The 26,237-nt window shown below is 52.1% G+C and carries 16 protein-coding genes and 2 pseudogenes; 1 reads left to right on the forward strand and 17 read right to left on the reverse strand.

What is annotated here, in order from left to right; genetic code table 11:
• Positions 1-84: 84 nt before the first annotated feature.
• The 15 genes and pseudogenes from Q5H33_RS01780 to Q5H33_RS01840 all read right to left on the reverse strand — a co-directional run bounded on the left by Q5H33_RS01780 (position 85) and on the right by Q5H33_RS01840 (position 23,375).
• A complete protein-coding gene (locus tag Q5H33_RS01780; RefSeq protein WP_032745980.1) occupies positions 85-366 on the reverse strand; it encodes a hypothetical protein in 282 nt (93 codons plus the stop codon).
• Positions 350-811 carry a hypothetical protein gene (locus Q5H33_RS01785; RefSeq protein WP_302422691.1) on the reverse strand — a complete coding sequence of 154 codons (462 nt, stop codon included), beginning with the start codon at positions 809-811 and terminating at the stop codon, positions 350-352. Before Q5H33_RS01785 ends, Q5H33_RS01780 begins: the two co-directional genes overlap by 17 nt.
• A complete protein-coding gene (locus Q5H33_RS01790) occupies positions 808-1,350 on the reverse strand; it encodes a hypothetical protein (protein WP_302422693.1) in 543 nt (180 codons plus the stop codon). Before Q5H33_RS01790 ends, Q5H33_RS01785 begins: the two co-directional genes overlap by 4 nt.
• A gap of 57 nt (positions 1,351-1,407) precedes the next feature.
• Positions 1,408-1,473: pseudogene (locus Q5H33_RS08400) on the reverse strand (zinc ribbon domain-containing protein); the annotation flags it as partial.
• A 7-nt stretch (positions 1,474-1,480) separates the two neighbouring features.
• A complete protein-coding gene (brxL, locus tag Q5H33_RS01795; RefSeq protein ID WP_302422695.1) occupies positions 1,481-3,676 on the reverse strand; it encodes a BREX system Lon protease-like protein BrxL in 2,196 nt (731 codons plus the stop codon).
• A 57-nt stretch (positions 3,677-3,733) separates the two neighbouring features.
• On the reverse strand, positions 3,734-6,379 hold the full coding sequence (gene pglZ / locus Q5H33_RS01800) for a BREX-1 system phosphatase PglZ type A (RefSeq protein ID WP_287054264.1): 2,646 nt from the start codon (positions 6,377-6,379) through the stop codon (positions 3,734-3,736).
• Positions 6,372-7,910, reverse strand: a complete 1,539-nt coding sequence (locus Q5H33_RS01805; protein ID WP_302422697.1) for an ATP-binding protein — start codon at positions 7,908-7,910, stop codon at positions 6,372-6,374. Before Q5H33_RS01805 ends, pglZ begins: the two co-directional genes overlap by 8 nt.
• A gap of 21 nt (positions 7,911-7,931) precedes the next feature.
• Entirely contained in the window at positions 7,932-11,513 is a 3,582-nt protein-coding gene (locus Q5H33_RS01810; RefSeq protein WP_287054260.1) for an SIR2 family protein, read from the reverse strand.
• 10 nt (positions 11,514-11,523) lie between these two features.
• A complete protein-coding gene (pglX, locus tag Q5H33_RS01815; RefSeq protein ID WP_151906736.1) occupies positions 11,524-15,147 on the reverse strand; it encodes a BREX-1 system adenine-specific DNA-methyltransferase PglX in 3,624 nt (1,207 codons plus the stop codon).
• Positions 15,144-18,803, reverse strand: a complete 3,660-nt coding sequence (brxC, locus tag Q5H33_RS01820; protein WP_085380386.1) for a BREX system P-loop protein BrxC — start codon at positions 18,801-18,803, stop codon at positions 15,144-15,146. Before brxC ends, pglX begins: the two co-directional genes overlap by 4 nt.
• Before the next feature lie 91 nt (positions 18,804-18,894).
• Positions 18,895-19,602, reverse strand: a complete 708-nt coding sequence (locus Q5H33_RS01825) for a DUF1788 domain-containing protein (protein WP_046999387.1) — start codon at positions 19,600-19,602, stop codon at positions 18,895-18,897.
• Positions 19,603-19,620: 18 nt separating this feature from the next.
• Positions 19,621-20,307 (reverse strand): DUF1819 family protein, encoded by a 687-nt coding sequence (locus Q5H33_RS01830; protein ID WP_046999388.1) that lies wholly within the window; start codon positions 20,305-20,307, stop codon positions 19,621-19,623.
• A 380-nt stretch (positions 20,308-20,687) separates the two neighbouring features.
• Entirely contained in the window at positions 20,688-21,965 is a 1,278-nt protein-coding gene (locus Q5H33_RS01835) for a pentapeptide repeat-containing protein (RefSeq protein WP_287054253.1), read from the reverse strand.
• Between the two features lie 323 nt (positions 21,966-22,288).
• Positions 22,289-22,516: pseudogene (locus Q5H33_RS08405) on the reverse strand (type II toxin-antitoxin system YoeB family toxin); the annotation flags it as partial.
• 181 nt (positions 22,517-22,697) lie between these two features.
• The gene (locus tag Q5H33_RS01840; RefSeq protein ID WP_085380388.1) at positions 22,698-23,375 is read right to left on the reverse strand and encodes a hypothetical protein; all 678 of its coding nucleotides are present in this window, start codon (positions 23,373-23,375) and stop codon (positions 22,698-22,700) included.
• A 281-nt stretch (positions 23,376-23,656) separates the two neighbouring features.
• Between Q5H33_RS01840 and Q5H33_RS01845 the strand changes: the two genes are divergently transcribed.
• Positions 23,657-24,412 (forward strand): metallophosphoesterase, encoded by a 756-nt coding sequence (locus tag Q5H33_RS01845; protein WP_302422698.1) that lies wholly within the window; start codon positions 23,657-23,659, stop codon positions 24,410-24,412.
• A 17-nt stretch (positions 24,413-24,429) separates the two neighbouring features.
• Here the strand turns inward: Q5H33_RS01845 and Q5H33_RS01850 are convergent, their stop codons facing one another.
• Both Q5H33_RS01850 and Q5H33_RS01855 read right to left on the reverse strand, forming a co-directional pair.
• Positions 24,430-25,086, reverse strand: coding sequence for an ECF transporter S component (locus Q5H33_RS01850; protein ID WP_302422699.1), 657 nt, complete (start codon positions 25,084-25,086; stop codon positions 24,430-24,432).
• Positions 25,087-25,382: 296 nt separating this feature from the next.
• Positions 25,383-26,156 carry a GNAT family N-acetyltransferase gene (locus tag Q5H33_RS01855; protein WP_011743347.1) on the reverse strand — a complete coding sequence of 258 codons (774 nt, stop codon included), beginning with the start codon at positions 26,154-26,156 and terminating at the stop codon, positions 25,383-25,385.
• Positions 26,157-26,237 lie beyond the last annotated feature (81 nt).

The following is a 26,237-nucleotide window of genomic DNA, read 5'->3' on the forward strand; positions in this document are numbered from 1 at the left end:
TTCAACATCTCAACGAAGAACAAAACCGAAAGTGCGCAGGAATTCGGACGTTATCCTATGGCATCTCAATTAAAGCGTAGATGATTACTTCTTTAATGTTGCCTTGATCGCCATGAAGACCGCCTTGCCGACTTTGGGACCATACTTTCTTATCAAAGCGACCATCAAAGTTCCCATGGCGATTCCGGTCTTTTTCAGGTAGCCGGTAATTTCTTCCCAGCAAGCAGGACAGAACGGCAGCTTGTTGTCGGAAGCCAGTTCTATCTTGCACTTGATGCAAGAGCGTTTTTTCGACGCAGGATTCTCTTCGTCAACACCTGCAATTTCATCAGCAACTTTTTCAGCATCCTCAGTTTTCTTCATCATGCTGCTTCTCCTCATCGTTAGAATCATTCCCGTTCCCATCATTCTCGGTAATGAGCTTCGGAGAAATTACTTCGCCCGCGTCGAGAGCCTTCACCACGCTTTCAATGTTCGCTGCAACCTGCAAAGAACCGTCAATAAACTTTTCCTGATTACTGCCCCTGTTCTTGCTCTTCACGCTGCCTACAAGGTTGAGCATCGTATCGCGCTTATCGAGATCATAGTTCTTAATGAACTTATTAAGATCCTGAAGGCAATACGCGGCCACGTCCTGTTGCCCCAACGCCATATGCGTTTGCATCTGCACGTTCACTGCATTCACAATCGCCACATAATCCTGCATTGCCCTTAATGCAGCATCCGATTTCTTGCTACCCTGCTTCACCAGCCGCTGCTGCTGCGCAAAATTACGCACCAGCAAAGCCTTCGCGCGCGTGGCCTCGTTCAACGCTTCACGTACATACTCATTACGTTCCCGACTGCTCTCGATACGACACGCTTGCTGGAACATATCAAACGCAGCATCGACACGGGCCAAACGATCCTGCTGCATTTCCTCACCGAGCTGTTGCACAGCTCGGCCGACTTCATCGATTTTTCCATTACCAAGCAAAGGGCAGCCTGTGTTTCAAGATGCTGCATAGCCGGCAATAACGTATCATTTCTGACGACTTTCTCCAAACGCACTTGTTTGAAGATTTTATTGCGTTCATCGAACACTTCAGCGAGAATCTCACCGTTTTTATCCGTGGCGAAATGGAGTTTGCCCTCTTCAATCATGCGCATGATATGTTCCGGAAGCTTGGCTTCCAAATGCACAGTTCCGCCAAACATACTTTCTAATGTTTCCGCCAGAGCCGGAAGCATGGTTGAAAGCCATTTCCAATCAGTCAAATGCCGAAACAGATTCTTGCTGTCTTCGTCAGACAACCAAATCTCGCCACGCCGGCCATCATCCATCACGATTTCGCAAGGCACAATTGGCACAGGACGATACTCCCCCTGCTTGTATATTGGCCGGCTCGGATCATCACCGCGAAAACCGCAATACGGACACATGGTCGCGGTCTCTGCCACATACGTTCCGCAAGCTGGACATTGGACATTCATTTTTGCCTCACTTCTCGCGGACCCGCTGATACGTGACCTTGCATTCCTTAACGCGGCGGAGCTGCTGATGGCGCAACAGCGGGTTAAGCCAATCGCCGTCAACGAATTTCTGGAAGATGTCAAGACCACGACCGGGAAGAATTTCCCAGCCGGTATCCGCAGTAATGGAACGGTCGTGCAAAGTGTCTCTGAATTCGTATGTAAGGTTCACGCCCAGCTGTGAGAACGTCGATGCCAGTTCGTTCAAACCATCTAGCTGCGCTTCCATGAATCCAGGCTCATTATGCCCGGTCACCAGATGAACGGCTACATCCTCATCGGGATTTTTGCATCTCAGCAGCATCTCCAAGAACTCAGCCAGATTACGCAGCTGGTACGGCTTACGCACATACGCATCCTCTACAACGATTTTCTTTGCCCCGGCCAAGTAGGGGCCGAATAATCCGAAATACGTGATTCCACGTTGATTCTCGACCAGTTCCCGCTGCTTTCCATCGGCCTTTGCTGCAAGACGCTCGACCGGCGTCAACATCACCGCTTCTTGATGCCGCGCTACGGGCAAGGCATCGGCATTCTCAGAGGCACCAGCTCCTCCCTCGCTACCCGCAATTGCCACGGCATCATCGGCAACAGGCGCTTCCGCCTCGCCCTTATCTTCCGAATTCTCAGCTACACGCCCACGCCAATACAGCTGCGGGTAGTCGAGCTCTTCCAACGTCTGCACGGCGACTACTTCACCGTCGCTCACACGCTTGTAGGTAAACTCGACCTCCTCCATGGTGGAGTCGATGCGGCACAGCTGGTCCTTGACGCGCTTACGGCCCTCGATGGCGCAACGCAGCAACGGTTCCATCTGTTCAGGAGAAGCATTGCCGTCCGGGTAAATAAGCTTCATCAATCCGGAGAACGTCTTTTTGATGCCGTCCTTATCTCGCGTGGACAGTGTGGAAGACAGTTCGAAATACTTTTCGAACCGGTCGCTGTAATCGGCATCGCGCAGGTTGTGCAGAATCTCCGCCAGATAGTCGACAACGAAACCGAATCCGCTGGTGAACATCTCGGAACGGATCTGTTCGAACTCCCAACCCGGCAGATAGAAGTGAATACGATCCAGGAATGCCGGATCGTGATACTGTTTCGGCAGTTCCTCGAACAGGTCGGAGTTTTTCAGCATGTACGGCACGTTATGCGAGGTGTTGCCTACGAACGCCATGCTCGCCTCGCCTTGGAACGTCTCGACGCCACGGGAGAACGACTTGTTGGCCATGTAGTTCTTCATGATGTCCACCAAGTCCCGGCCGGCCTTCTTGGCCTTGCCTGCGAACTCGTCGAACGCCACCGTGTCCCAATAGCCCACAAGCCCCAAGTGTCCGTTGGAATTGTTCACGAACAGTTTGGCCACTGTCACTTCCCCGCCGGATATGAGCATGCCGTGCGGTGAGAATTCCGAGTAGATGTGCGATTTGCCGGTGCCTTTCGGCCCGAGTTCGACCAGATTGTAGTTTCGTTCCACAAACGGCACCATGCGTACCAGATGCAGCAGTTTCGCCCGGTCGGAGAATAGATCGGGATTGAACCCAATGGATTGCATCAGCAGATCGATCCATTCGCTATCGGTGAATTGCGAACGTTGCTGCATGTAGTTTTCGCGATCATCACGCGACATCTGCACAGGCTTGAGCTGCAGCAACTGCCATGGTACTTCGCGCGGGTCGCCGGAATATGCGTAACCGATCTGGCACATGCACCAGATGCCTGTCACCAGCAGTTTCGGATAGGCCTTTACAAGGCTTGGATCGACAATGACCTGGCTGATGCCGAGATTGGAGAACGTTGCCTCATACAGGTCGGTTTTGTCATTAAGCACCACCTGCACACGGTCGATAATCCTATGGCTCCCTTTCTCGCGGATTTTCGACTGGATAAGATTGGCTTCCTCGCGATGCACATAGTTGTTTGCAAGAATGGCACGCACTCGATCCACACCCGACTCGATACTGGCTTGGTCGGTGTTCGTGGCATATGCGCTGAGCAGGAACTCGAGCACATACGAGGGCACCAGTGCATTGCCCTTGACCTTGTTCACCAGATCCTTGCGGACGGTGACCCCGGGGAACATATCAGTGATCTTAGCGTCCAACGCGGTCAGGGAATTCCCATCCGCGTTGTGTTCAGGACTTTCAATCCAACCGTTCTGGCTCATACCCTGCTCATTCATTGTGTTACCCCTTACGGTCGCTTTCCTCTGTGCTCATCCAATTCAGTCGAAGAATCCGGCATCGTCGGCCACCACGCCCTGTTTGAAGAAGTATCGTGCCTTCTGGTCAAGCATGACCAGCACATTTGACCCATCTGTCTTCTCACGCAGGCGCAGTTCGATATTCGTTCCATTGAATCGTTCCGCGTCACTGGTCAGCATGAGCGTAGCCGTCACATGGCGTTCGCTTTTCTCCTGCCCGAGCAGATCGAAGGCGACCGGTGTCTCATTGGAGATGAGCACATCATTGCCTGCCGTATCGCGCCCCCACAATCCGGCCAATACGGTACGTGCGCGGATTTTTCCTCCAACGGGCTCGTTCTGGAAGAATTCCACAGTCAACTGTCTGCTGGAAAGCCTGTCGGTTCGTTGCAGAATAGTGAATTCCACAGGCCTCACATCGTCGGCCGCGGAACGCCCCTTACTGACATGCAGCACAGGAACGACGATTTCCTGCAATGCTGCTCCTCCATGCACATACTTCACACCGGCGCCCTGCATGCGCAAGCGCATGATGGAGTTCGGTACTTGAATGCTTATGCCTTCATTCCGAGCATCGTCCATTCCTATCTGCGCGGCATTGAATGTCACGAACGCACGACCCGGAGCAAGATTGGATCCGATGGAGAATCGCCTCTTTCTCACCCATACCGCATCGCCCTTGGGCTGTTCGCTCAGCCATTCCGTACCGTCCAAATCTCGGTCCTGATAGAGGAATCCGTGGTCCGCAGTGATGATCATGTTATGGACGTTGCCGCTGGCAAGTTTTTTGACTACTTCGCCCAGTTCCTTGAACGTCTTCTCGCATGCGTCTACCGTTTCCAATTCGGTTTTCTCCGCATCACCGGTGGCGTCGATATGGTTGTGATACACATACAACACGTTGCAGGATTTATATAGTTCTTTGATTTCGCTGACTTTCAGCTTTGTCAAATCGTCATATCTAATCGCTTTGCCGCCTACGGCCGAAAGAATGGCATCACGCGCTTCGATTCCTTTGGTGCTGCGTCCATCCGCGAGAACATACAAACGGTCTTTGCTGTCGAATTCGAGCGAGCCGTGCGGCAGCAACGCCGCCATGCCAAGTTGTGTATAGGATGGCAGAACGCTGTATTGCATGTTCAGTTTCGTACTGAAACGGCTTTCTCTGTCGATGCGTTCGGACAGTTCCTGCGCAACCTCGTAACGTAGCGCATCGGAAATGATCACGGCGATTTTTCTGCCGGCCTTCAAGGTCGGCGCGATTTCACGTTCATAGAAATTGGTTTGCGCGTCCATGTCTATGAACTTCCATTGGCTAAGCGTATCGACTTGTTTTTGCCATGCCTGGCCCAAATCCTGCTGATATGCCTCGTAGGCGCTTTGCAAATCATCGTCCACGCTCACCGCATCCGGGTTGGCGCGATGCCATGCGAGCACATATCTTCTGTATGCGCCGTCGGCCTTGTATAGCTTTTCAGCATACAGCTTCATCCCCTGCTCCGGCGAGCTGACGGTGCTGACGAGTTCACCGCATTCAGCCAGAACGGCACGGAGCCTGCTTGCTGCGGCAATGCACTCATATTGGTCGGCATATTCTGCATACCAGAGTTTTTGCTTGCGCCCGTTGATGATTCGTTGCACCTGGTCGTCCGTAATGGATTGCGATCCCAATCGTTCGAACAGCTTGTTGACGATCATCTCATCCACGTCGCGGAACAGGTCGCGGTCGGCAAGCTCTTCTACGCTCATGTCGGCGATTCGAGTGGACAGGTGCAGTTCCTCCACGGCATTCTCGGAAAGATTCTGCAGCACCGTGCGCATGTCGATGTTCTTATACCAATCGTCCCAGTCGCGAATAATGTTCGCATAAGCGGAAACGGCGTTCCTGCCATCGGAGAATCCATTCCATGCCAGCTGGAACAGCCATAGCACGAAGTCTTTCACCGTTGGCTCGTTGCCGGCATCAGTATCCACATCAAAACGATAAATGCGCCGTGTTCCAGTCCAATGGAACATGCTTAATCCCATGCGTTCGATCGCGGTGATACCGGAATCGTCACCCTGCGAATATTGTGTAAGCAGCTCAGCCCAGATGTCTTGCATGCTGTGCCGATCGTCTTTCAGTTGCAGCAACGTGGCGATCATCTTCGCCTGAAAATCGGTGACGTCGTCGTGCACGTTAAGACGTTTTGCGAAGCGCTTGGCGCGTTCTTCGCTGTCGAAGAACTTCGGTACACGCTTCATCACTTCCAACCACTCGTTTCGGGTGTCGGCGGAAGCTTCCGGCAGTGTTTCCGTAAGCGTCACGGCGAGTTTGTCCATGGTGAACGTGGGGCCGTATGCCAGTTCCAAATCCAACAGCCAGTTGTCTTGAACCGCCAGGTCCGGCTCCGTCAGATATACGAGGAATTTTTGATTCGGCTGCTCGTGGAACATGCGATAGCGCACGGTGAACGGAATGTACCGCCTGTCGTTCTCATCACCGATTTCCGGGGTGATGAGTTCAACCTCACGCAGTATCTCATCAGTGGTGCGCTCCCCCACCAACGTTTCCACAACATCCGCGTACTGTTTCTTGTCATCACGCCAGAACACGATGCGCCCACGCTCGCCTGGCTGGCTGAAACGTCTGGCGAGCAGTCTTGTTACTTGGCTATTCTCACTCATGCAGTTCCGTCCTTTTCTTCGCTTCAGCGTATCGAGTGGCGCGGGCAGCACCAATTTTCACTGCACTGCCTTCCTCTACCAGACTCTTCAATATTCGTTGAGCCTGCCTTTCCTGCACGCCCAGTATCCGTATGGCGTCAGAGATAGAAATGCTCGCATTCTTACGCAGCGCATCAAGAATACGCTCTTTCTGGGATGGAACCACTGCAATGGCGGCATTCGGAGCAGCACTCGTTTTTGAAGTTGCTCCTTCCACAATCCCGTCATCAGAAAGCGAATCCCGTCGTAATCCCGTCACAATCCCGTCATCAGAAAGCGAATCCCGTCGTAATCCCGTCACAATCCCGTCATCAGAACCTGTCTCTGAGCCATTGCGATAAATGTTGATGCGCAGATCCATATCGCCGCCAAAGAATTCCGGTTCCGGCAATCCGGCATCGCGCACCTCCTGCATCACACGCAGGATGCCGCTCCCCCAATGCTCAATGTAACCCATGTACTCAAAGGCAGAGGCCAATGCCTCGTTGCGGATTTTCGAATAGCCCTGCTTCATGCGTTCAATGGTCTGCCCCATTGGCAAGCGCCCGGGCGAAGTGATCTCCAATCGATTATCGTAGATCGCGATCTGAATGCTTGAATGGTCGATATAGCTGCGATGCACTATCGCGTTGACAATCAGCTCTCGAACGGCGTCCGGTGGAATCTCGTACACATCCTGCCGGTACACGCCCTTGAATCTGGCACCCATATGGATGTTGCGCAACACATACTGGTAGGACTCTTCGATAAGCTCCTGCGGAGTGCCGACGAACTCACGTCGATCCACAAACACAGCTTTGGTGGTTCCCTTGAACACGCCGCATTGCACCACAGACCGGACGGCCTCATTACCAGTCAGAATCGCATAGGCGTTGGTGGGCACCAATTGCCCGTCTTGTTCCGCCAGCACGCCCCATTGCAGCAACTGTTTCTCCGTAACCGTTTTGACTTTCGAGGGGTCTTCGGCATTATCTTTCGCGGTTTTCGTCAGACTTGCGCACAATGCTTCAACGTCTTCTTCCGTTACGGACAGTCCAAGGCACTGTACCTGATCAAAGCTCCGGTTGCTGCCTTCGATGGTCAGCTCCCGGATAGTGGGCTGATCGGCTTGACGCGTGGTGCCAGCTACGCGGACGAACGTTCCTTGTTCCTGGCCGAACGACTTGATATGGTACGGACGCTGCAAGCCGGGAGCGATCTCAGCCACGATAACCGTTTTGCCGTTCACATCATGCATGGTGATGTCGGGAATAATCAGTGGCTCGCAGCTATTGACGATGGCGTCCGAAATGGAGTCCATTACCGTGAACACCTTGTCTTCGGCAATACCAACCACACGGAGCGTTTGATCTTCGACGCCGAACACCAAACATCCGCCTTGTCCATTGGCAAACGCCACCGCGGTTTTGGTGTAGTTGATGCTCCTAGAGGGAGGCGTGAGCTTGTACTCCACATTCTTGGATTCGCCGCACAACAGTGTTTTAATACCCATATCTCACCTTCTTCGTCACCATTACGCAGCTCCTCCTTTGAAAGAAGGACTCCAAGTATCTGAGATGATACGCTTCTGCCTTGCTAAAGACACCAATGGACTAACTTTACCAATTCCAAACTTATCGATTAGATTCTGCAATAATTCTTCTACTCGCCATACATAAGGAATATCAGGTTGCTTAAATAAACACGTATAAAACTCAATAAATGCCTCCGCACATTCCTGCGGAATATCATCAATATTTTTAAGCATAATAAGGTTGATAAAATCCCGCCCCATAATTCTTGGGAAATTATCAGAAAGATACTTCATTCCTTCTTTAAGATGCTCATCCAACAGAGGAATTAGTTCAGCAAAAGCAATTCGCTCTTTTTCACTCCAGTTCCGTCCTTTGCCGGCATGACGATCTTCAATAAATCGATGGAGCCATAAATCCCACACCATATTCTTGCTTTTGGAATCAAGCCGGAATTTGAAAGCCCACACAATCCGGTCCATGAACAAAGGAGCATAAATGCCATTCCCAGCTGTCACGACTTTAGACAAAAGTTTCGCTCTCCGTTTATCTTCCAATCCAGCATAAGTAACTATCCAAAATACCTGTAAGAGAAAGCTTTGTTTCTTATAATCATCCAAATGAGACAGATATTTAAACTCATCAAGACAGCTCTCATAAAAAGCTATGTCAATAAGTCGAATATTAAGAATCGGATTCGGGAGCATCACATTCCAAATAAACTTCGTGCCCGCTTTTTTCATTAAATCAGGCAACCAGCTCTCTGTATTTTCCCGATCAAGCGAATGAAGCATATTGATATTTGTAAGCAATGCTGTCCAAACAAGCGGGGAGAAGTCACCTTCATCATCTACAAAACGACGAACCATCTTCTTTTCGAGATTATCAAGACCATTCCAAGAATCAGCTTCTTGCCTATATCTCCAACGGATTCTGCCCATCCAGAAATAAGCGAGTTTACCAGGCCAACAATTCAAGGAATATGTAACTGGATCGTTCTGCCATTGCTGATCTTTACTTGCGCTGAATGTCGAGCTATATCGTTCCCAAATTTGCAACGCGATATCACTCATTATCTGTAAAGTTTTCGCGGTAATCGTAGTCTTTTCCCCATCAATCTGTCTATTCAGGAAAAACGACACTGCGCTTACTTCATCTTGCCCCATCTTCGGCAATAGCTTCTTCAATAAATCAAGAACCAATATTTGTTCATCATCCAGGGATGCCTCACCCCACCCACGAATGATTGAGCAACTATATTGAACTGCGTCACTTTCTTTATGCCGATTGACAAGTTCCCAAAGAGTAAATCCCACCCGAGGATTATGCGAAACAACTTCAGAGATTTGATTATTAATACTCAAAGAATCAAATTTAACCGTTTTATCTTGGTTACCAAACATTTTTTCTTCGAGAACAGACGGACGATTCTCCAAAATATCAATAAATTGCTCATCAGTAATTCCAGTAGTTACACTGCAAACTCCTTCAGAATAAATATGGAAATCTGCATGCTCTCGCGGCAAAAAATTATATTTCCGAGCAAGCTCATTCTTCCACTTCTGAGCCTCAGGCCAATTCCCCATTCCACCATTCATATGCTTAAGAAGCCATTGAAGAACATCAAACTGCTCATAAAGCGCCGTTCGTTCATCAGAATATGTTTCCTTGAGGGAATCAAGTTTATTCCTCAGATATTCTAGTATGTTTTTCTTCGAATTCTCTCCCATGCTCGGAGCAGCTTCTTTAAGAACCATATAGACTTCATGATGGGCATCCAAGTCAAATAAATAATCATGTTCGAGAATCCAAGTGATTTTACGGTTCGCATCCCAATCCGAAAAAGCAATAGTATTAATCGCTAAACGTTTAAGAAGCGCAGACTCACTATTCCACCACCGATATATCAGACTATCCTGTTGATCTTTATGACCATGCGCATAATCACGAAGAATGTCGACAAACATAGATTGCAAATCAGACACATATAAATTCTGATCGCTAGGCTCTATCGATGGCCTACTTAAACAAGAGTATTCATTTTCACCTTGATAAGCTTGTAATAGAGCACTAGCTCTTTGTAAGCTGGATTCAGCAAGCAATGCCATCTTCTTCATGTCGAAGCTCAAATGATTATCAATCTCTTCTATCCTGTCATATGGCCATGCAATCTCAGCTCTAGGCCTTATGCCGTTCCCCCGGAAAGGCGCGGTCAGTTTTAAATATGGGCGAATAATGAGAGATAATATTTGAGGCGATATATCTGAATTGTAAAGTAATGATGGCTCAATAAATTCATCAAGAACACTTGGAGCGGAGTGGCCCTGCATGGAAGTCATTAAAACCGTAAAGACCGGAATTAAATCCCGTCTATCCCGATGGCTGATGCAATAACTGACACATTCATGCAATTGCTCAAATAACCAATCAGACATTGATGATTGCAACTTGCAAAGCACATACAGCACAAAATCCCGTTCTTCCGGCTTTTGCACAAAATCGACAAGGAACCAATCCAGCAGAATCTTCTCATTCTGAGTCTTTGGGCCTCTTTCTGTGAAAACTTCCCGGAGCGCGTCCGAACTCATCAGCCAAGATAGCCATTCCCTCTTTATCTTCGATTTGACCGTCTCTTCTTGACCTTCTTTTCTTTCAATAATGTCGACAAAACATTGCGCGCCCTCGGCTGTAGATAAAGCAGCGCTGGCATAGTCAAGATCAACAGCATCTTTCGGAACACCATTTTCGATAATGCCTGGTAAACGTTTTTCGTAAGCATTGTAATCCAAGGACATGTGATCAGCCCAAGCATTAATTGCCCTGACTAACGCACAATGCTTATTAGCTGAAGGATAGGCAATCGGAGTAATTCCATTGTGTTGCCATTCATTATCTCTTCCGTTCATATCCTCTTCAGAGAGGAAAATGTACCGAGGTCTGGCGTGGGACGAAATGCCCAATGCAAGATATCGCATAATGACATCGCCAAAGCTGTAGCCAATGAATACAACCGTGTATGTCTCAAATAGCTTAAGTAGAAAACGTGTCGCCCAGCCCTCTGAAAGGTAAGCCCGAGCAAAATCCCTATCGTCAAGGACTATTTCGCGATCAGGGCTATCCACTGAACCATGCAAGTACAACAATCCTGAGAAATCGCTGCCGATGGGGACAGCCGGTCCATAATAGCTTCTGCCTAAATCACAATTCTGCTTTTGCGCAGCTTCCTCAAGGAGAAGATCATAATTTGTTGTCACAATGCGCGGAGTTTTTACGCTACTAACGAGTCTGACGATAGCTTCGTGCGTGGAATTGCAATGAATATTATCACCACGCATGAGATCTTTAGTTCGCTTGTGAGCATTAAAATTATCAGGCAGCATCCCAATAAAACGATCCAACTGCTCACCATTATGAGGGAGAGGCTCATCTGCCTCTTCAGCAAGCTTTGTGGCTAACTGCTCATAAGAAGGCAGATTGGAGGGAGGATTAAATGAAACTCCCGCGCCGACAAAGAAAACCACTTCATCCTTCGCGGCGGCGTCGAGTAACTGTTGAGGAATATTTACATCTGCCGTGATCCACATAAGCTGACAACTACTCCTTGCCCAACGGATGAACGGGCCAGGTCCAGGTGGAGACTTCTTTGCGCTTCTTCTCGATAGCGGGGATGGAACGCAGGGCCTTGCCCATGCGCAGGTAGTTCACCAGCACACCGTCGTCCAAATCGATTTCCAGATTACGGGTAGCCAGCGGGTACAGGGTCTGATCCTCATAGTCCTTGCATTCAAGAACGGCCTTGTGCAGTTTGGCGGCCTGCTTCTGGTCCGCGGTACGGTCGGAACGCTCCAAACCATCGGCGATGTCGGCGATTTTGCTAGTGTAGTCACGCAGATAGTTGAGCACCACGTTCGTGGTTTTTGGCGTATACCGATGCAGATACACGAGCGCCTTGAATGAGCCTTTGTTGTTGGTTTGGCTGGAATACTGCCAGTAGATCGGACGATTCGAGTACATCTTCACGTGGTCGTTGTAGAAATCGTTCACGAAATACTTGCGGATGCTCTTGCCCAGCACCTGTTCGATGTAGGCGATGTTCGCGGCCAGATTCTCCTTGCCGAACGCCACGGTGAGGAACCTGCGGAACCGTGTCACGATATCATCTTCGAAGCAGTCCGTCTCCGTGACAGGAATGACATTGTCCGCGTCCGGTCCGAATGACGGATTCGGAATCTGTGCAAGGTAGTCATCAAGTGTTTCACCCTGCGAAGCGAGAATCAAACCAGGCTTATCGAGCGAATACCTGCCGAACATGCAGCCCACCGCATACGAAATGAGCTCCTTGACGACATCTTGAGCGAATTTCTCGTTACGCACTTCCGGAGTATCCTTCGGATATGCGAACGCGACGTTGCGCTTCAGCGACACGCGTTCCAACAGTACATCGCACGGCACGTCATCACGCACGCCATACGCATCTGCAACTAGCTCGTTATTACAAATCTCACGCTGACGCTGTTCCTCGGACACACGATTCCAGTACTCGCGAAGATGCGATACTGCATCTTCGAGCAAATCTCCCGCTTCTGCACCCTGATTAGGATCGAGCAACGTGAATAGCTGGAAATCCCACGATGTCTCAAACGAATCCCAATCCCTTTCGCTTGTAGATACAAGTTCTTTCTCACGATCACGCCAATTATTTGAAATACCAAATTTGCATGGAAGTGCTCGAATTTGCCCTACTTCAAAATTAAGTGTTGGCGATAACGCTTGCATGATAGTCAAGGCTGTCGTCGAATTAAGAAAGCAGTTTAGCTCAGACAATAAGGTCGAGTCTGATAAGGCAACAGCAGCATCGCTATACGCGAATCCATGGCGGCGTCTCCGGAAAGAAGGCTGTCCAGAAGTGATTTTTGAACACGCCAGCGCATTTTTGAACGTTATTTCACGGTTCCGTGGAGTAGAACCGGGGAAATCAAAAAGCTTCTTTCCGTTTCCTGTCCAATCGACAACATACTCATTATTCCCAGCCCAGCGTCGGAAATCACCTCCCTTATCACATGGAACCCATTTTTGTGGAGAAGTTTCTGCTAAAGCAACTCGATCAAATTGAATTAACTTCTTATAGCATTCCCACCAAAATCGCAAAAACCGTGCATTGTCGCCGGTGGTGACGCCCTGAGCGACATCGCTGATGTCGCTCAGGGCGTCACCACCGGCGCCCTTAGCGATTTTTCTATCGAACACCTTAAAAATAGCCTCAGACAGCCAATAAACAATTGGCGAGCCAGGGATTTGCGCGAACTCGTGCTGGTTCACCTCGAAAAAATACTTGCGCATACCCGAATGGGCAGATTGCTCATTATTGTGCGCTTCGATAATTTCCAATGCACGAGGACCTTGCTGCTTCGCTCCTATAAAATCACTAAGCCTGACAAATGCACCCTTCCTATCGCTGCGACCCTTTCCTAGAGTGAAAGTACAAATAGGCACGGTGGCACCTTCGAATCCGGAATATTCCAGTTGAATCAATGAACTGATGTGTTCCTGTCGGATAATCCGTTGACGCATCTGCTCATAGGAAGATATGAACATCCACACGTAAGGAGTCATGAAGCCAAGCTGCCCATGCTTAGGCACCAACTCAAACAGTCTATAAATGAATGCCGCAAAGAGATCAGCCCTGCCATCCTCATAATGATCCTGCACGAAATGTTTGAGCTCGCCGCTCATATTCTTTGCGCCCATATATGGCGGGTTCGCCACCACTGCCGCGTATTTACGTGCGAGGTACCTTGTTTGAGTAAATACGTCCTCTGTATGTTCACGCAGAAGTGGGTCGAACAACGTATCGACGCCATCCTCGCTTTCCGGTGATGACGCCGCCAATTCAACAAGCTCCTGTGGCGGCTGAATCAGCGAACCGTACACGTCCGCCTTCGCATAGGTGTTCCATACCGTGGAGTCCAGATTCACCTGGTATAGGTCATTCAGCTCGGCGACTTCGTCTTCCTTGAACGCAATCGGCACAATGCGCTGAATATTCGGCTCCACCTGCTTCTTGAAGAATCTACGGGAACGGGAACGAGCCTTCATGGTCAGAGCGAAGGCGGCAAGGCTTGCGGCTCGTTCATCGATTTCCATGCCGTACAGGTTGTACTTGAGAATCAGGCCGGGAATATCGCTCGGCGCATACCCCTCCTCCTCGTAGATCTCATACAGCAGGTCGAACGCGTAGGTGAGCATGTGGCCGGAACCGCATGCGGGATCGCAGACGGTCAAGTCCTCCGGGGTCTGGATTTTGAGAATGTCCTCATCCCCGGCGGCATCATTCTCTGAAGGCCAGATGTAATAATCCCAGTTCTTGTACAGCTGGCTATCCGGATGCGACTGCATCCAAAGCCTGCCAACCGTGTTCTGCACCAGGTAGCGCACGATCCAATCCGGCGTGAACAGCTGGGTGGCTGCGGGAATCTCATTGGCTCCGGCTTTGTGGTTCTTCTTGAACCCGTCCATCACCTCGTTCTTGCGTTCCGAAATGTAGTACTGGTACAGCCAGCCGATGATCTCCACATTGCCGGACGGATCGTCAACACCGCAATCCTCCGGAGTCATGACCTCCACCGCATTCCTCAACACGGAACCCTCGGCGAGCAGATCAGCTGGCATGAGCAGTTCATCCACTCTGCCGGCCTCCTTGCCGACGTTTTCAAACATGAACGGCAGGTTACGATTCCAGAACCGGCATTCGGATTGCAGCAACAGACCATAAGCCAGGCCCTGCGGATCATCCGCCAAAATGGAACCACTCAGCAATCCTTCAATGCGCTCTTTGGCCTTATCATTCACCCGCAACGAGAACACCCTGCTGTCATACTCGCCTCGTTTCGCCGCTGCAAGCACTTCCGGCAGACCATTCGTGCTGGTCAGGCCAGCTGGAGAGACCACCGGCGTGCCAGTGAACCCGTGCACATCCATGTAACGGAACGCGATGATGCGGTTGAACCACCGGTACGCATAACGCTCCACCACATGCTTGCGGCCCTCTACGCCGCCACCGGCACGCTCGATCTCACGCTGCAGAAAAGCGAACGCACGCGGGTCGTCAACCTGGGCGTCAGAATTCGGCACCAATGCGGCGTCAAGCCGGGCCCTCACCGCATTCATGAGCTGGCGGCGCGCATCCGTTGCGAAGGCTTGCAGTTTCGACGTGTTCATAGCAGGATCTTCTTTCCATTCTCAATGGCGGCGATAAGCTCACGGCGGTAAGCATCAAGGAAGTCATCCACATCATCCTTGGTTTCCAAAGCGTCCTTGGTGTGAGGCCTGCTGATGGTAGCGAACGACACGGCCACGCGCGGGGTTTCCTTTTGTTGCGATTCAGGAATGTTTGCATCCATCGGCGTAGTAGCTGTAGCAGCCTGCGCCTCTCCTGCGAGCGCGGTCTTCGGTCTCGGCGCGGAGGCTGCTAGCGTGTTGATGAGTTGCGGGTAAGTGCGTTCGCTCAGTTCGTGTACGCTTTCGCGCATTTTGTAGATGAACGGTATGCGCTGCATGCGTTCCGCCACTTGGTCCAGTTCTGTCTCGACCTTGGCTTGCGCGGCTTGTGTTGCATGCTGATATTCGGTGGAATCGTGGATTCTGGCGCGAATATCTTCCACGTCGTTAAGCGCGTTGGCGCGTTCGGTTTGGATGGTTGCGTCTGTTGCCTCACGCAGATCGTCAATGGCAGTCTTGAATTTATTGGTTTTGCGGAAGATGTTCGGGTCGTTTGCCAGCTGTTCCGCGGATTGGTACAGGCTTGCTGCCGTAGTGCCAGATACATAGTCGATGTTTGGCTTGTTGTTTTTCAGCCATTCCAATCCGTCTGCAAGAATCCTGGATTGGGAACCGTTGAGGAAAGCGACAATCGGGTCGATTACGTCTTCTTTAAACTCGAGCAGTTCTTCGGAACCGTTTTCGGTTTCTTGTGCGGTGAAATCGCCAAGCAGCCAGTCCTCACCCATTCCGGAGGCATAGTTGATTTTCTCAATGGCCTTGTCGAGCTGCTGCACAAAGCCGAATCGGGCATTGCGCACGCGCAGCTGGGTCAAACTCTCCGCCTCCCACTTAAGTCGCGTGGTAACAGCCTCCGCCAGATCAATCGCATTCGATGGCAGGTCCGCGGCGGTGAGCCCAAGGAAATCCCTGGCGAAGTCACGCAGCTGTGAAACTTTTCTCGTGTCGAATACGCGCGGTAGATCCACTCGGATGGAGTCCTGCTTTTTCGTTTCCCTAAGCACGCGGGCGGCCTCGCTGCGCTGCACCGGCTTGCCGTCCAGCGTCAGCGTGATTCTGTCGGAACCATACAGGTGGCCGATGCATGCGAGCGTGGCGGCGTACGGCCAACCATAGGGAACGCTGCCGTAGGCATCAAGAAGGCTCTTGACGGTGGCGACCATGCCTTTGCCTTTGTCACGACTGACCGCGGCGAACACATCATCGGCGGGAACGTCGAGTTTGTCTTGCACTGCGTTCAAGCCGTCGAACGTGCCAGGCTGATGCTGTGTGGCGTTCATGATAATCCGGGCGAGATCCGTTTCCTCATATCGTTGCCCGCCGAGCAGGGAGAAGTTTGTGTAATACCGGCCGATAAGCGTTCCAAGACCTTCCGCCATACGGGCCTGCACCTCGGTGGATTTCACTTCCACAGTTCCGCCGTTATAGTCGAACTCGCCATTGGCCGCGGCTTTGACGATGCGGGTACGCAGCTCCGTGTAAAGCCTTTCATTGGCGACGCTCTTGCGGGAGATGATCTGCTGGCGCACTTCTGACTGGCTGTTCTTGTCGGTGCGCATAAGGTACGTGTAGGTTTTCACGTACATGCGCAGATCATCGAACAGTGTTCTGTCGGACATATCCAACAGCAAAGTGATGGTGTCGCGCATACCCATGCCCATGCGAATGGCATCGGCACGGTCCTGCGCATTGGTCGAAGTGACCACGTTCAACCAGATGGGCTGTTGCGCGGACTGTTGCACCCCATCGATGCGCAAACCATAGCGGAACTGCGCACGCTGCTCACCGTATGCCACTGTCATCTTGCCGAGCACATCACTGACCAGGATCTTCTTCAGCTCGTCGATTTCCTTGCTGGAGTCGATGTCCGTGTTTTTGATCTCCTGCTCAATATCCTGCTCTTCGTTGGTCAGGTAATTGTAGGTATCTCCCACACGCTGCACATACGTGTCTTTTTCCAACTCTCCCAGAACATACTTGATGTTCCTTTCCAGTTCCATCACGTCCATGTCGAACTGGTCGGTCAGCAGAATGCGCAGGTTATGCGGTGTAGTAGGGAATCCGTCGACATGCTTGACCAGCAGCAGCACCTTCAGCAGGCGTACGCCCAGTTCCTTTATATCGGAGCCAAGTCTCTTTTCAGCTTGGTTGATGCGGAAGTTCGAGGTTGATTGGATGGCGTCGGCAATACCGTCATATAGTTTGTCGAACGGCATCAGGGCCCCGACCATCTCATTCTGGCTGGACCGCAGCGTGCTGCTGATGGTGGAAAGCATGGACCGTTCACCCACAGATGCGTGGCGCCCGGAGAACATGTTGTAGCGGCTCATCTCCCGCAGCACGTTCTGGAACAATTCGAATTCATAGTTCACGAACGGATACGACGCGATGAAATCGTCCTTGCCGTATGCCTTGTTATTACTGAATTTCGAAGTCTCACGAGTGAATTCGAACATGGTGCGCAGGTTCGCGTTCTGCTCATCCCACAGCTCGTTCATCACCGACTCATATTCCGGTTTCTTGGTCAGCAAGCGCTTCTGAATGACTTCCACCACGTCGGCGCTGTTGAGCTTCAGCTTGATGGAGAACCTGCCCTGGATCTTCGAAAAGTCATAGCTTTGCTGCTTGGTCCGATCACCGACGATGGTATCCATGTCTTCCTGAGAGGTGACCACTACCCATGCACGCCCGTTGGTCTTGACGGCAAGATCCTCGGCAATGGATTGCAGGGACAGCATGAGCTCCCTGTTCTCACCGATGAACTGGCCAACCTCGTCCACGAGGAACAAGATACGGCGGTTCGGTTCCTGATGGGACAGCCATGCGTTCACGTCGTCTGCGAAATCGCCGACCGTCATCGTATACGTATCCTCATAGCGCTGGATGATGCTGTCCTGCTCCGGCTTGCCCGTCACCGCGGCATAGGCTTCGCAGATCTCATCATCCCATAGCACGGCCTCGTCGCGCCCCTCGCTCCACGGTTTGCCAGCCGCTTGTTCGAATTCATGTTTGAAATCGTCAAGGTAGCCGTTGTTCGCCAGATCACATTCGAATTTCGCGACAAACGGATTCTTGCCATAGAAGCCACGCGCCTCATCGAATACGCGGACAAAGGCGTACAACAGCGCATCAGAGGCATTGGATTTATCTGCCTTCTGATCGATGTTAAACAGAATCGACGTGGCAGGAATCGTCAAGGTCTTCTCAAGCTGCCCTGCAAGCATCTGGTCATCCTGCGATTCGGCTTTGCCCATAAAGGTACGAACAATCTGCTCACGATTCATGGTCGGTTTATTGCCCTTGTCGACGAGTTCGGCCGGAACCTCGCCCAAAACGTGTGACAGCATCTTCAACAAGTGCGATTTACCAGAACCAAAGAAACCGGAAATCCATGCGCCATTCTGTTCGTGGTTCGACGGGTCGTTGTATGCGTCAAGGAATTTGGCCAGATTGCGGCAAATCTCCTCCGTAAGCACATACTCGTTGACCTCATCGTCAAGGTTCTTCTCATCATTGGCCTTGATCACACCATTGATATTGCGGTCAATGTCCTTGCTGAACAACTCCTTGAAGCTGATAGCGCTTTCCCCGTTCATCTGCGTTCCCTTCTTCTTTGAACGAATACTTCGCAAGCGTTACTCGCATTCCACCTGAATCGGCAAAACAACCCTTAGGCCGTCATTCCTGTCATTCCTCCAGTCGCACACTCATCTCACGCAGATTTTGCGCACGATAATAATTATCCCCAGGCAAACAGCCGAATAGCGACATGACCGACCCCGCGGAAGCGCTTCTCGTAAACGTACCCGGATAGAACAGCACCAATGGGCGATCATCGATGCGCCCTTGCAACGCGTTAAGCAGTGTATGCGCACGAATATACGGGTAGACCTTGCCGATTCCCGTAATGAATACGATATTGGCTCCGCCCTCGCTCTTGGCCTGCTTGTAATGATCACGAATGGTATCAGGCAACTGAGCCGTATCCGCGCCCAACACGTTATCGAGCAGTCCTAAAAACTTATCCGTATGCGCATCCGACGAGACTTTTCTGTGGCGTTTTGCCTCCCTATTAAGCACACGATCCAGAATGCCACGATTACCAAGAATCTCCAGAACAACATCGAATAAATCCAGCGTGAGCACCTGCGGAGCATAATCGCCATCATATTTCGGCGTCATCGTCTGCAGCTGACTCACCAATTGCCTGATATGTTCGGCGACCTCAAGCTCCTGCCTAGGCGGATAGTCATAAATGTAATAAGGCTGCTCACCGGCCAATCCACTATTGGTTCTGAACGAACGGGACTCCATGATCTCGCGCAAATGAGCGAAATCAGCATCAATGTCACGGCGCTCATCGGCAGCTTCAACGCCTGCGATGAAATCGGTCATGCTATCCCCCATTCGTACTCACAAGGATGATTCACGCATCGGGAAAAACCCGAACGAATCTGGTCTCTTCATAAGGATATCCGCCAAAGAGGGACTGGGTAGGAAGGAAACCACCGTGTCGGAATTTTTATCGAACAGATGGGCCTCAACCATGGCCTTGAACAGATTGGACCGGAGTTTCTTCGCCGTTCCCTCGCTTATGGTTTCCAGCTCAGGATGCCATGTAGCCTTGTTCGCAATGAAGCGAGCATAATCCTCGAAATCAAGATGCAGGTTCCCTACAAGATAATGTTTTTTGAGCACTTCACCAGCGAATTCCCCGACGATTGCATAATAACGGCACATCGCGATCCACATAAGTGCCTCGCGGTCGGATATGGAGGAATCAGGACCTGCCAAATATGCAAGCTCCCCAACCGTGAGCGCACTGAGCCGCCTAGTAGTCTCCGCCACAACGCGCCTGTTTGCGGAATCCGTGCGAATCGCAAGAACGTTTTCCTCGACGGCCTGTTGGCGAATCGCGGCAATGGACTTGCCCACCTCGGTTTGGGAAGAACACTCAGCGTCGCCGCCGCCTGCATGATTCAGATGATTCAGATACATTTCCGCAAGCGCCCGGCCCTGCGAGGCAAGAAGTCCGCCGACAGTGAAGGAAAGCCGGTACCGCTCCCCCTGCGTCGCTTCCGCACCGTACGAGCCCGCCATGCATATTCCTCCCTTTGCTAAGACACAAGAATATTTCAGAATATTCCTAGGTCTGGAAGTATCGGCGTATCAACCCTAGTGCGGAACCGTTTCGGTACATCTCGCGGAACCTCTTATGATATGCAATCTCCGCTGCTCAGGTAACAGGCAATATAGATGATGCGCAAACTCAATAATCAGAATAACGGAATGAATTGAAGCCAAAGGAGACATATCAAGTTTCAGCAAAGTTCGTAAGGCAAGAGCGACTGCACTGTCGGCACGTACGAAAAGAAGCACAATCTTTCAACCGGCACCATTCGGAATAAGGACGGACGAAAGGCCCGTAAGGGCAAGACGCTTGCGACGCTCCGTAAAGAAAATGGAAGGGGCGCCACGACCTATCGATCTATTGGCGTCGCGCCGTCATCCTTGTCGTCTTTCTCCGGAAAATCCACCCACACTGCGCCCTCTGGCAGCCCGTCGTTGTCTTCCGGAATCGGAATCAGCCCGAAGTCGTAGGCTTCGGTGCCGTTCTCAAGTATGAAATCGCGTAATTGCCTATTGAACTTGCATTTCCCAAACGTAGGCCGACCTTGGATTTCTGAGAATGTCGTCTTGCTGCAGAATCCAGCTCTGTTGAAGTTCACATCACGCTTAAAGGCTACCCCACTGAAGTACGTGCTACCTTTGAAAGTCGCTTCGATGAAGCCTACGCAACCTTTGAATGTCGCGTCAATAAGTTCTGTGTTCCCTTTGAATGTCGTCCTGCAGAAATCTGCGTTACCTTTGAATATCGCACCGCTGAAGCTCGCTAGACCTTCGAAGACCATCCTTCTGAAGTCCGTAGCGTATTCGAAGGTTGTCCCGCTGAAGTCTGTGAGACCTTTAAATGTCGATTTACTGAAGTATGCGTCTCTTTTAAATATCGCTTCGTTGAAGCGCGCTTCACCTTTGAAAATCGCTTCATTGAAGTGTACTTCACCCTTAAAGGTTGCTCTACTGAAGTTTGCATCGCCTTTGAAGATTGTGCCGATGAAGACCACATAGCCTTCGAATGTCGCTCTTTTGAAATTAATGTGGTCCTCGAATTTGGATCTATTGAAGTTTAAACCACGTACGAAAGTGATGTCCATGAGGTCCACGTACTCGTGGAATGTGACCCCATGGAGGTCGAACGCGCAGTCGCACCACAGCTGGTCATCACGCACGATTTGCCGCACGCGAATCTCTCCATTGTCGGCTTTTCGTTCTTTGAGAAGATGGTTTCGCATGACGGCAATGATGGTGGATTCCACGGCCTTGTCCGAGTCTCCGGACCTGGGCTGGTCCGTCGCCGGCTTGCCGTCCGCTCCGAGGGGATACGTCTCGCGGTCGGAACGCAGGTAGCCGCACAGGATGTCCACCACGCGCTGACGGTATCCGCCACCATAGGTGTCCGCGACGTCCGTCAGCGCGTAGACACCTGCGATGCGCGTGGAGGCCCTGTCAGAACCCAATTGATCGACAGCGTCCTGCATCTTCGTGTTGACGAGGCGGCCCTTCTCTCGGTCCTCCTCTCGTTTCGCGCGCTCCTCATCCCGTCCGGCTTGTTGCCGTTCCTGGTACTTGATCACCAAATAGGCCACCGCGCCCACGCCGCCGACGATCGTCAGGGAAGTTGCAGCGATGCTCGCCACGCATTTCCCTGGCTCCGATGTCAGATGCCACAGACAGCACATGACGGCTGCGAACGCAAGGATAGCGAGAACGACCCATGCGACGATTTTGCAGAGCAACGGCCATCCACCTATCGAGTCCTTCCATCTCTGTAGCAACGTCTTCTTCTGAGGTGGCTGCATCGTTTCTCCCTGCGTTCTATCTTCCATGTTCGTCATCATAGGCCTTCTTCTTCCATCATCGTTGACCATGAAACCGATAAACACGGAATACGCTACACGGCTGTTATTCGTTTCCAGTCCAAGTAAGACGGCCACAACCCACTCTGATGTCTTTCAAATACTCAGACACTCCTCGCGGCGCAGTTTCTTGAGTGGGATCCATCCTCGACCATATACACCAGCCGGTTCACGGAATCAATGCACCGGCTCCACACGCTCTGCGATTCCCATTTGAGCGGCTCAGACTTGACCATACCCGCGAACGGGAAACATATCGTATCGAGCATCAACGCGCTGATGTGTCCGGGTATCCTCCTGTCCCAGGTCTGCCAATACAGATAACATCCCCATGAGTTCTCGGTTCAACGCGGCACAGATATGATTCCGGAGCCTTACGGAAATTGGTGTACGCAACCGCCGTGACCATGGCAATCTCCTCTTCAATCCGACAACATATGTACAGAAAGTGGTACAGCCAAAGCCGAGGAGACTCAATCCCAAGATTCGCCACGGGAGGCGTTCGCCATCCCCTCACAGCCCCACGTGTGCCGCATGATCGCGAACCGTGCCCTCCTCATCCAGACTGACAGACGGGAAACCACTCGAATCATCAAGAAAGTCACAGATCAGCCGCCACTGGCGCCGGCTTATGCCAATACGCTCGTCCGGCCTCACCATGAGCACCGGTGCCGCAGGCTCCAGCGACTCGATCTGCGTTTTCGACGTGGAATAACACTCCTCGTCATCAATCCAGACAATCGGCAACGGCTCCTCCTGCCGTCGTTCGAACCGAACGCGCGACATAATCTCCGCAAGCTTGCCCGTCAACCTTCTCTCATTGGTGACCGGATCATACCAGATAACAGTCCGTTCAACCCCGGGATCCCAGCCAAGCATGGGGTCAAGCACCCTTGAGCAATACGGCTGCCATGTGGTCAGCCAGTTCAATTCGGCACTGCCGGAAAGGGCCAGTTCATGCATCATGCCGGCAAGCTCGCGTGACCAGTGCACGCGGAACCGCCCGCGCCCTGTACGCACCTGCTCGTTACCGGTCAGCGGAAACGCACGCGCGGAATCGTACAGTTCCTTACGTGGGTCGCCTTCCTTCAGCCATTGCGTATGGCCGACCCCTCCCCGCCGAAGCGCCTTGTCATCGGGGAACGCGTTCAGCACACCGTCAAAATCCGTGTAGATCACCGCCCGAACCATTACGCCTCCTGGTAAGCCCTAATCCTGCAGCGTCCTGTAATTATTCACTACTATCTACCGGACAAATCAAGCCGGCCTATTTTCGCTAGTTGCTTTATTCGTGGCAGCCGAACGCCAAAACCCGAAGTATGAGCGTTGGAATTCCAACGCTCATACTCGCCATAATCGCCAAACAGTGCCACAAACAAGCCAACAAGCGTTTTTTGGGGAGGGTCATTCGCGTGATGTTGCGCTCTATCATTGATAAAAACATCCAGCAACCGCATACCGTAAGGAATCACATGCGCTATTTCACTTCGGACACGCATTTCGGCCACCCTCTGGTCACCGCACTGCGCGGATTCCTGAACAATGGCAGGCTCCGCGCCGAATACCGTGATGTCTGGCAGGCGCAGGGTCGCGCCGCCGCGCACGCATGGATCAAACAATATGTGCGCGACAATCAGACGTCGTTCAAAGCAATCTGCGACATCACACGCCATGAGAACACCATCATCGGCAACATCAACGAGACCGTCGGGCGTGATGACGAGCTATGGATTCTCGGCGATCTCTCCTACCGTTGCACCGTCGAGCACACGCTCGACTGTCTACGCCGCATCAACTGCCGCCATCTGCACCTGATCATCGGCAACCACGACCGCAACTTCCGTCTCCGCTCCAATGACGCGCTATACGAGAACGTGTTCGAGACCATCGACGACTACCGTGAGATCGACATGGAGCTTCCCGTTCTCGACGGAACCGGCAAGCCGACGGCCGCAACCACACGGCAGACCATAGGCATGAGCCACTTTCCCAGACTCTCGGCATTGACCGAAGAACACGGCAACTGGCCGGAAAACTGGAACAAGTTCGCCGATGTGGCACCGACCACCGAAGGTTGGCTGCTCTATGGTCACACGCATCAAGGCATTCCAGACGGCACCGATCCGCTCAGCGTGAACGTGGGGCTCGACGCATGGGATTTCAAGCCAGTCAGCGAGCAACAGATCCTCGCCTGGTTCACATTCCGGCACGCCGACCAATCAAAGTAAATTCCCCCGAGCATGCGTCATCGTCCGGAGACAAAGCGGGTGAGGACTCCCGACTTGGCCAAGGCTCGGTAGAGGATCCACGAGCCGAACCCGGCGAATACGGCCGCGCTCAGCAGCTCGCATGCCGTGCCGATAAGGCCGCGCGGGCTGAAGAACGAAAACGCCTGGTAGTAGAAGAACAACAGGTAGAAGTTGTATACGATGCCGATCGCCACGGATGACAGCAATGTGACGCCAAGCGTCCAACGGCGGTAGCGGAACACCGCGAACACCGTTTCGGCGGCGAGCGCCTGCACGAACGCGATCACTACCAGACTCACACTGTATTTCGTGCCGAGCACCACTTCCACGAACGAGGCGACTAACAGCACGTAGGCCGACGCGCCCAGTTTGCGTACGATCAGCAAGCCCAGTGTGGCGGGGAAATAGAACAATGCGTGCAGCAGTGCCGCGGAGCCTGGAAGTATCAGAGTCAGTAAAGGAAACAAGCCATAGGACATGCCATCGAACACCCAGAACATCACGCCGGACATTACGCCGACGGCCGCTCCGACGGCGATGTCGACGACACGCCATTTCAGGGATCTGCGTGTTTCCTCCGTTGTTTGCGGAGCATGCTTCAGCATCGGGATGCGTGGTTTTTGGGTAATCGTTTCAGAGGATGGCTCTGCCATGATGAATCCTTGCCTTGGTTGACGCCGCGCACCGTGAGTTGGAGATCGCGGCGGTCGCCGTGGGCCGTTCCTCGACCTGCGCGGCCCGGGCAGGAACGACGCGCGCCATTATACGGCCTATTGTTGCCGAAAATGTTCCATGCTCCGAGTTCCGGCCGTTTTCGCTCCTCAACGCATAGGAAATTCGCCGCTCGCTGGCATGCATGATGCCATGTGGGAAAGCCAAGAAGCCGAGCATCCAATCCAAAATGCGTGGCTTCTTGCTTGAGCAAGCACTGTTTCAGTGGGGAATGACTTCAGCAACGTCCTTCGTACAGGAAGTAAGACATGGGCTCGTCATCCGCCAAAAGGCTTGTCGTGCCGACCGTCAACCCGCTGGACGAGCTGTCTGTCGGATTCGGCCGCGAGGAACCATCGTTCCGGTCATCACGTTCGGCTTTGCGGATTAGTCCGCGATGGTCGTAGAAGCCGACATCGCATGTGCTGTCGGTGAACAGGAAGTATTCGCGCAGGCCGGCGTCATGGAATACGCCAAGCATATGGTTGAACAGTCTGCGCCCCACTCCCATGCCTCGTGCGGCCGGGGAAACGACGAACAGCACCACTTCGGCCTCGTATTCCTTGCCCGCGTCATGTTTCAACGCCTCGTCGGCCTGCAGAATGGCCAGCTGCGCAAGCAGACCGTGACGTCCCTCGTGGCTTGCCAGCAACGGCAACGTGAGGCAATGTCGGCGCAGCATATGGCGTGTCCGCTGCCGACCGGTGATATCCGAACGCAGCGATCCGAGAATCACGCCGAGCACCTGCCCATTAAGTTCGGCCACGTATGCTTTGGTGGTGCGGGCCAGGCAATCCTGCATGTCGATTGCGGCAAGTCGATGCATGTTGCGCAGACGGGTCGCCTTGCGTAGTTCGGCGCGATGCTTGTCTGGGCCTGACGTCTGTCCGACCTCGTCATGCGTGTTGTGTGAATCGTTACCATCGTCGTACCATGCGAGCCGTATCAGCTCTTCCAAAGCGGGAAAATCGGTGCGACGCAACGGACGGATGGTAGGTGTTTCACAAGTCATGCAACCATCCTATACCTCGCCCCTATCGAAGATGCGCTCAGGGCAAATGCGAAAGAATCGTTCGCATTCGGGCACGGTACG

Origin of the sequence: uncultured Bifidobacterium sp., assembly GCF_959020145.1 — a bacterium.
In the GTDB taxonomy this organism is placed as follows: domain Bacteria; phylum Actinomycetota; class Actinomycetes; order Actinomycetales; family Bifidobacteriaceae; genus Bifidobacterium.

Bases quoted from the DNA above. Each gene is read 5' to 3' on its own strand.
- Q5H33_RS01780 (WP_032745980.1), bottom strand. From the start codon at position 366: ATGATGAAGAAAACTGAGGATGCTGAAAAAGTTGCTGATGAAATTGCA.
- Q5H33_RS01805 (WP_302422697.1), bottom strand. From the start codon at position 7,910: ATGGGTATTAAAACACTGTTGTGCGGCGAATCCAAGAATGTGGAGTAC.
- brxC (WP_085380386.1), bottom strand. From the start codon at position 18,803: ATGAACGGGGAAAGCGCTATCAGCTTCAAGGAGTTGTTCAGCAAGGAC.
- Q5H33_RS01840 (WP_085380388.1), bottom strand. From the start codon at position 23,375: ATGGTTCGGGCGGTGATCTACACGGATTTTGACGGTGTGCTGAACGCG.
- Q5H33_RS01830 (WP_046999388.1), bottom strand. From the start codon at position 20,307: ATGGCGGGCTCGTACGGTGCGGAAGCGACGCAGGGGGAGCGGTACCGG.
- pglZ (WP_287054264.1), bottom strand. From the start codon at position 6,379: ATGAGTGAGAATAGCCAAGTAACAAGACTGCTCGCCAGACGTTTCAGC.
- Q5H33_RS01810 (WP_287054260.1), bottom strand. From the start codon at position 11,513: ATGTGGATCACGGCAGATGTAAATATTCCTCAACAGTTACTCGACGCC.
- brxL (WP_302422695.1), bottom strand. From the start codon at position 3,676: ATGAGCCAGAACGGTTGGATTGAAAGTCCTGAACACAACGCGGATGGG.
- Q5H33_RS01855 (WP_011743347.1), bottom strand. From the start codon at position 26,156: ATGACTTGTGAAACACCTACCATCCGTCCGTTGCGTCGCACCGATTTT.
- Q5H33_RS01825 (WP_046999387.1), bottom strand. From the start codon at position 19,602: ATGACCGATTTCATCGCAGGCGTTGAAGCTGCCGATGAGCGCCGTGAC.
- pglX (WP_151906736.1), bottom strand. From the start codon at position 15,147: ATGAACACGTCGAAACTGCAAGCCTTCGCAACGGATGCGCGCCGCCAG.
- Q5H33_RS01850 (WP_302422699.1), bottom strand. From the start codon at position 25,086: ATGGCAGAGCCATCCTCTGAAACGATTACCCAAAAACCACGCATCCCG.
- Q5H33_RS01845 (WP_302422698.1), top strand. From the start codon at position 23,657: ATGCGCTATTTCACTTCGGACACGCATTTCGGCCACCCTCTGGTCACC.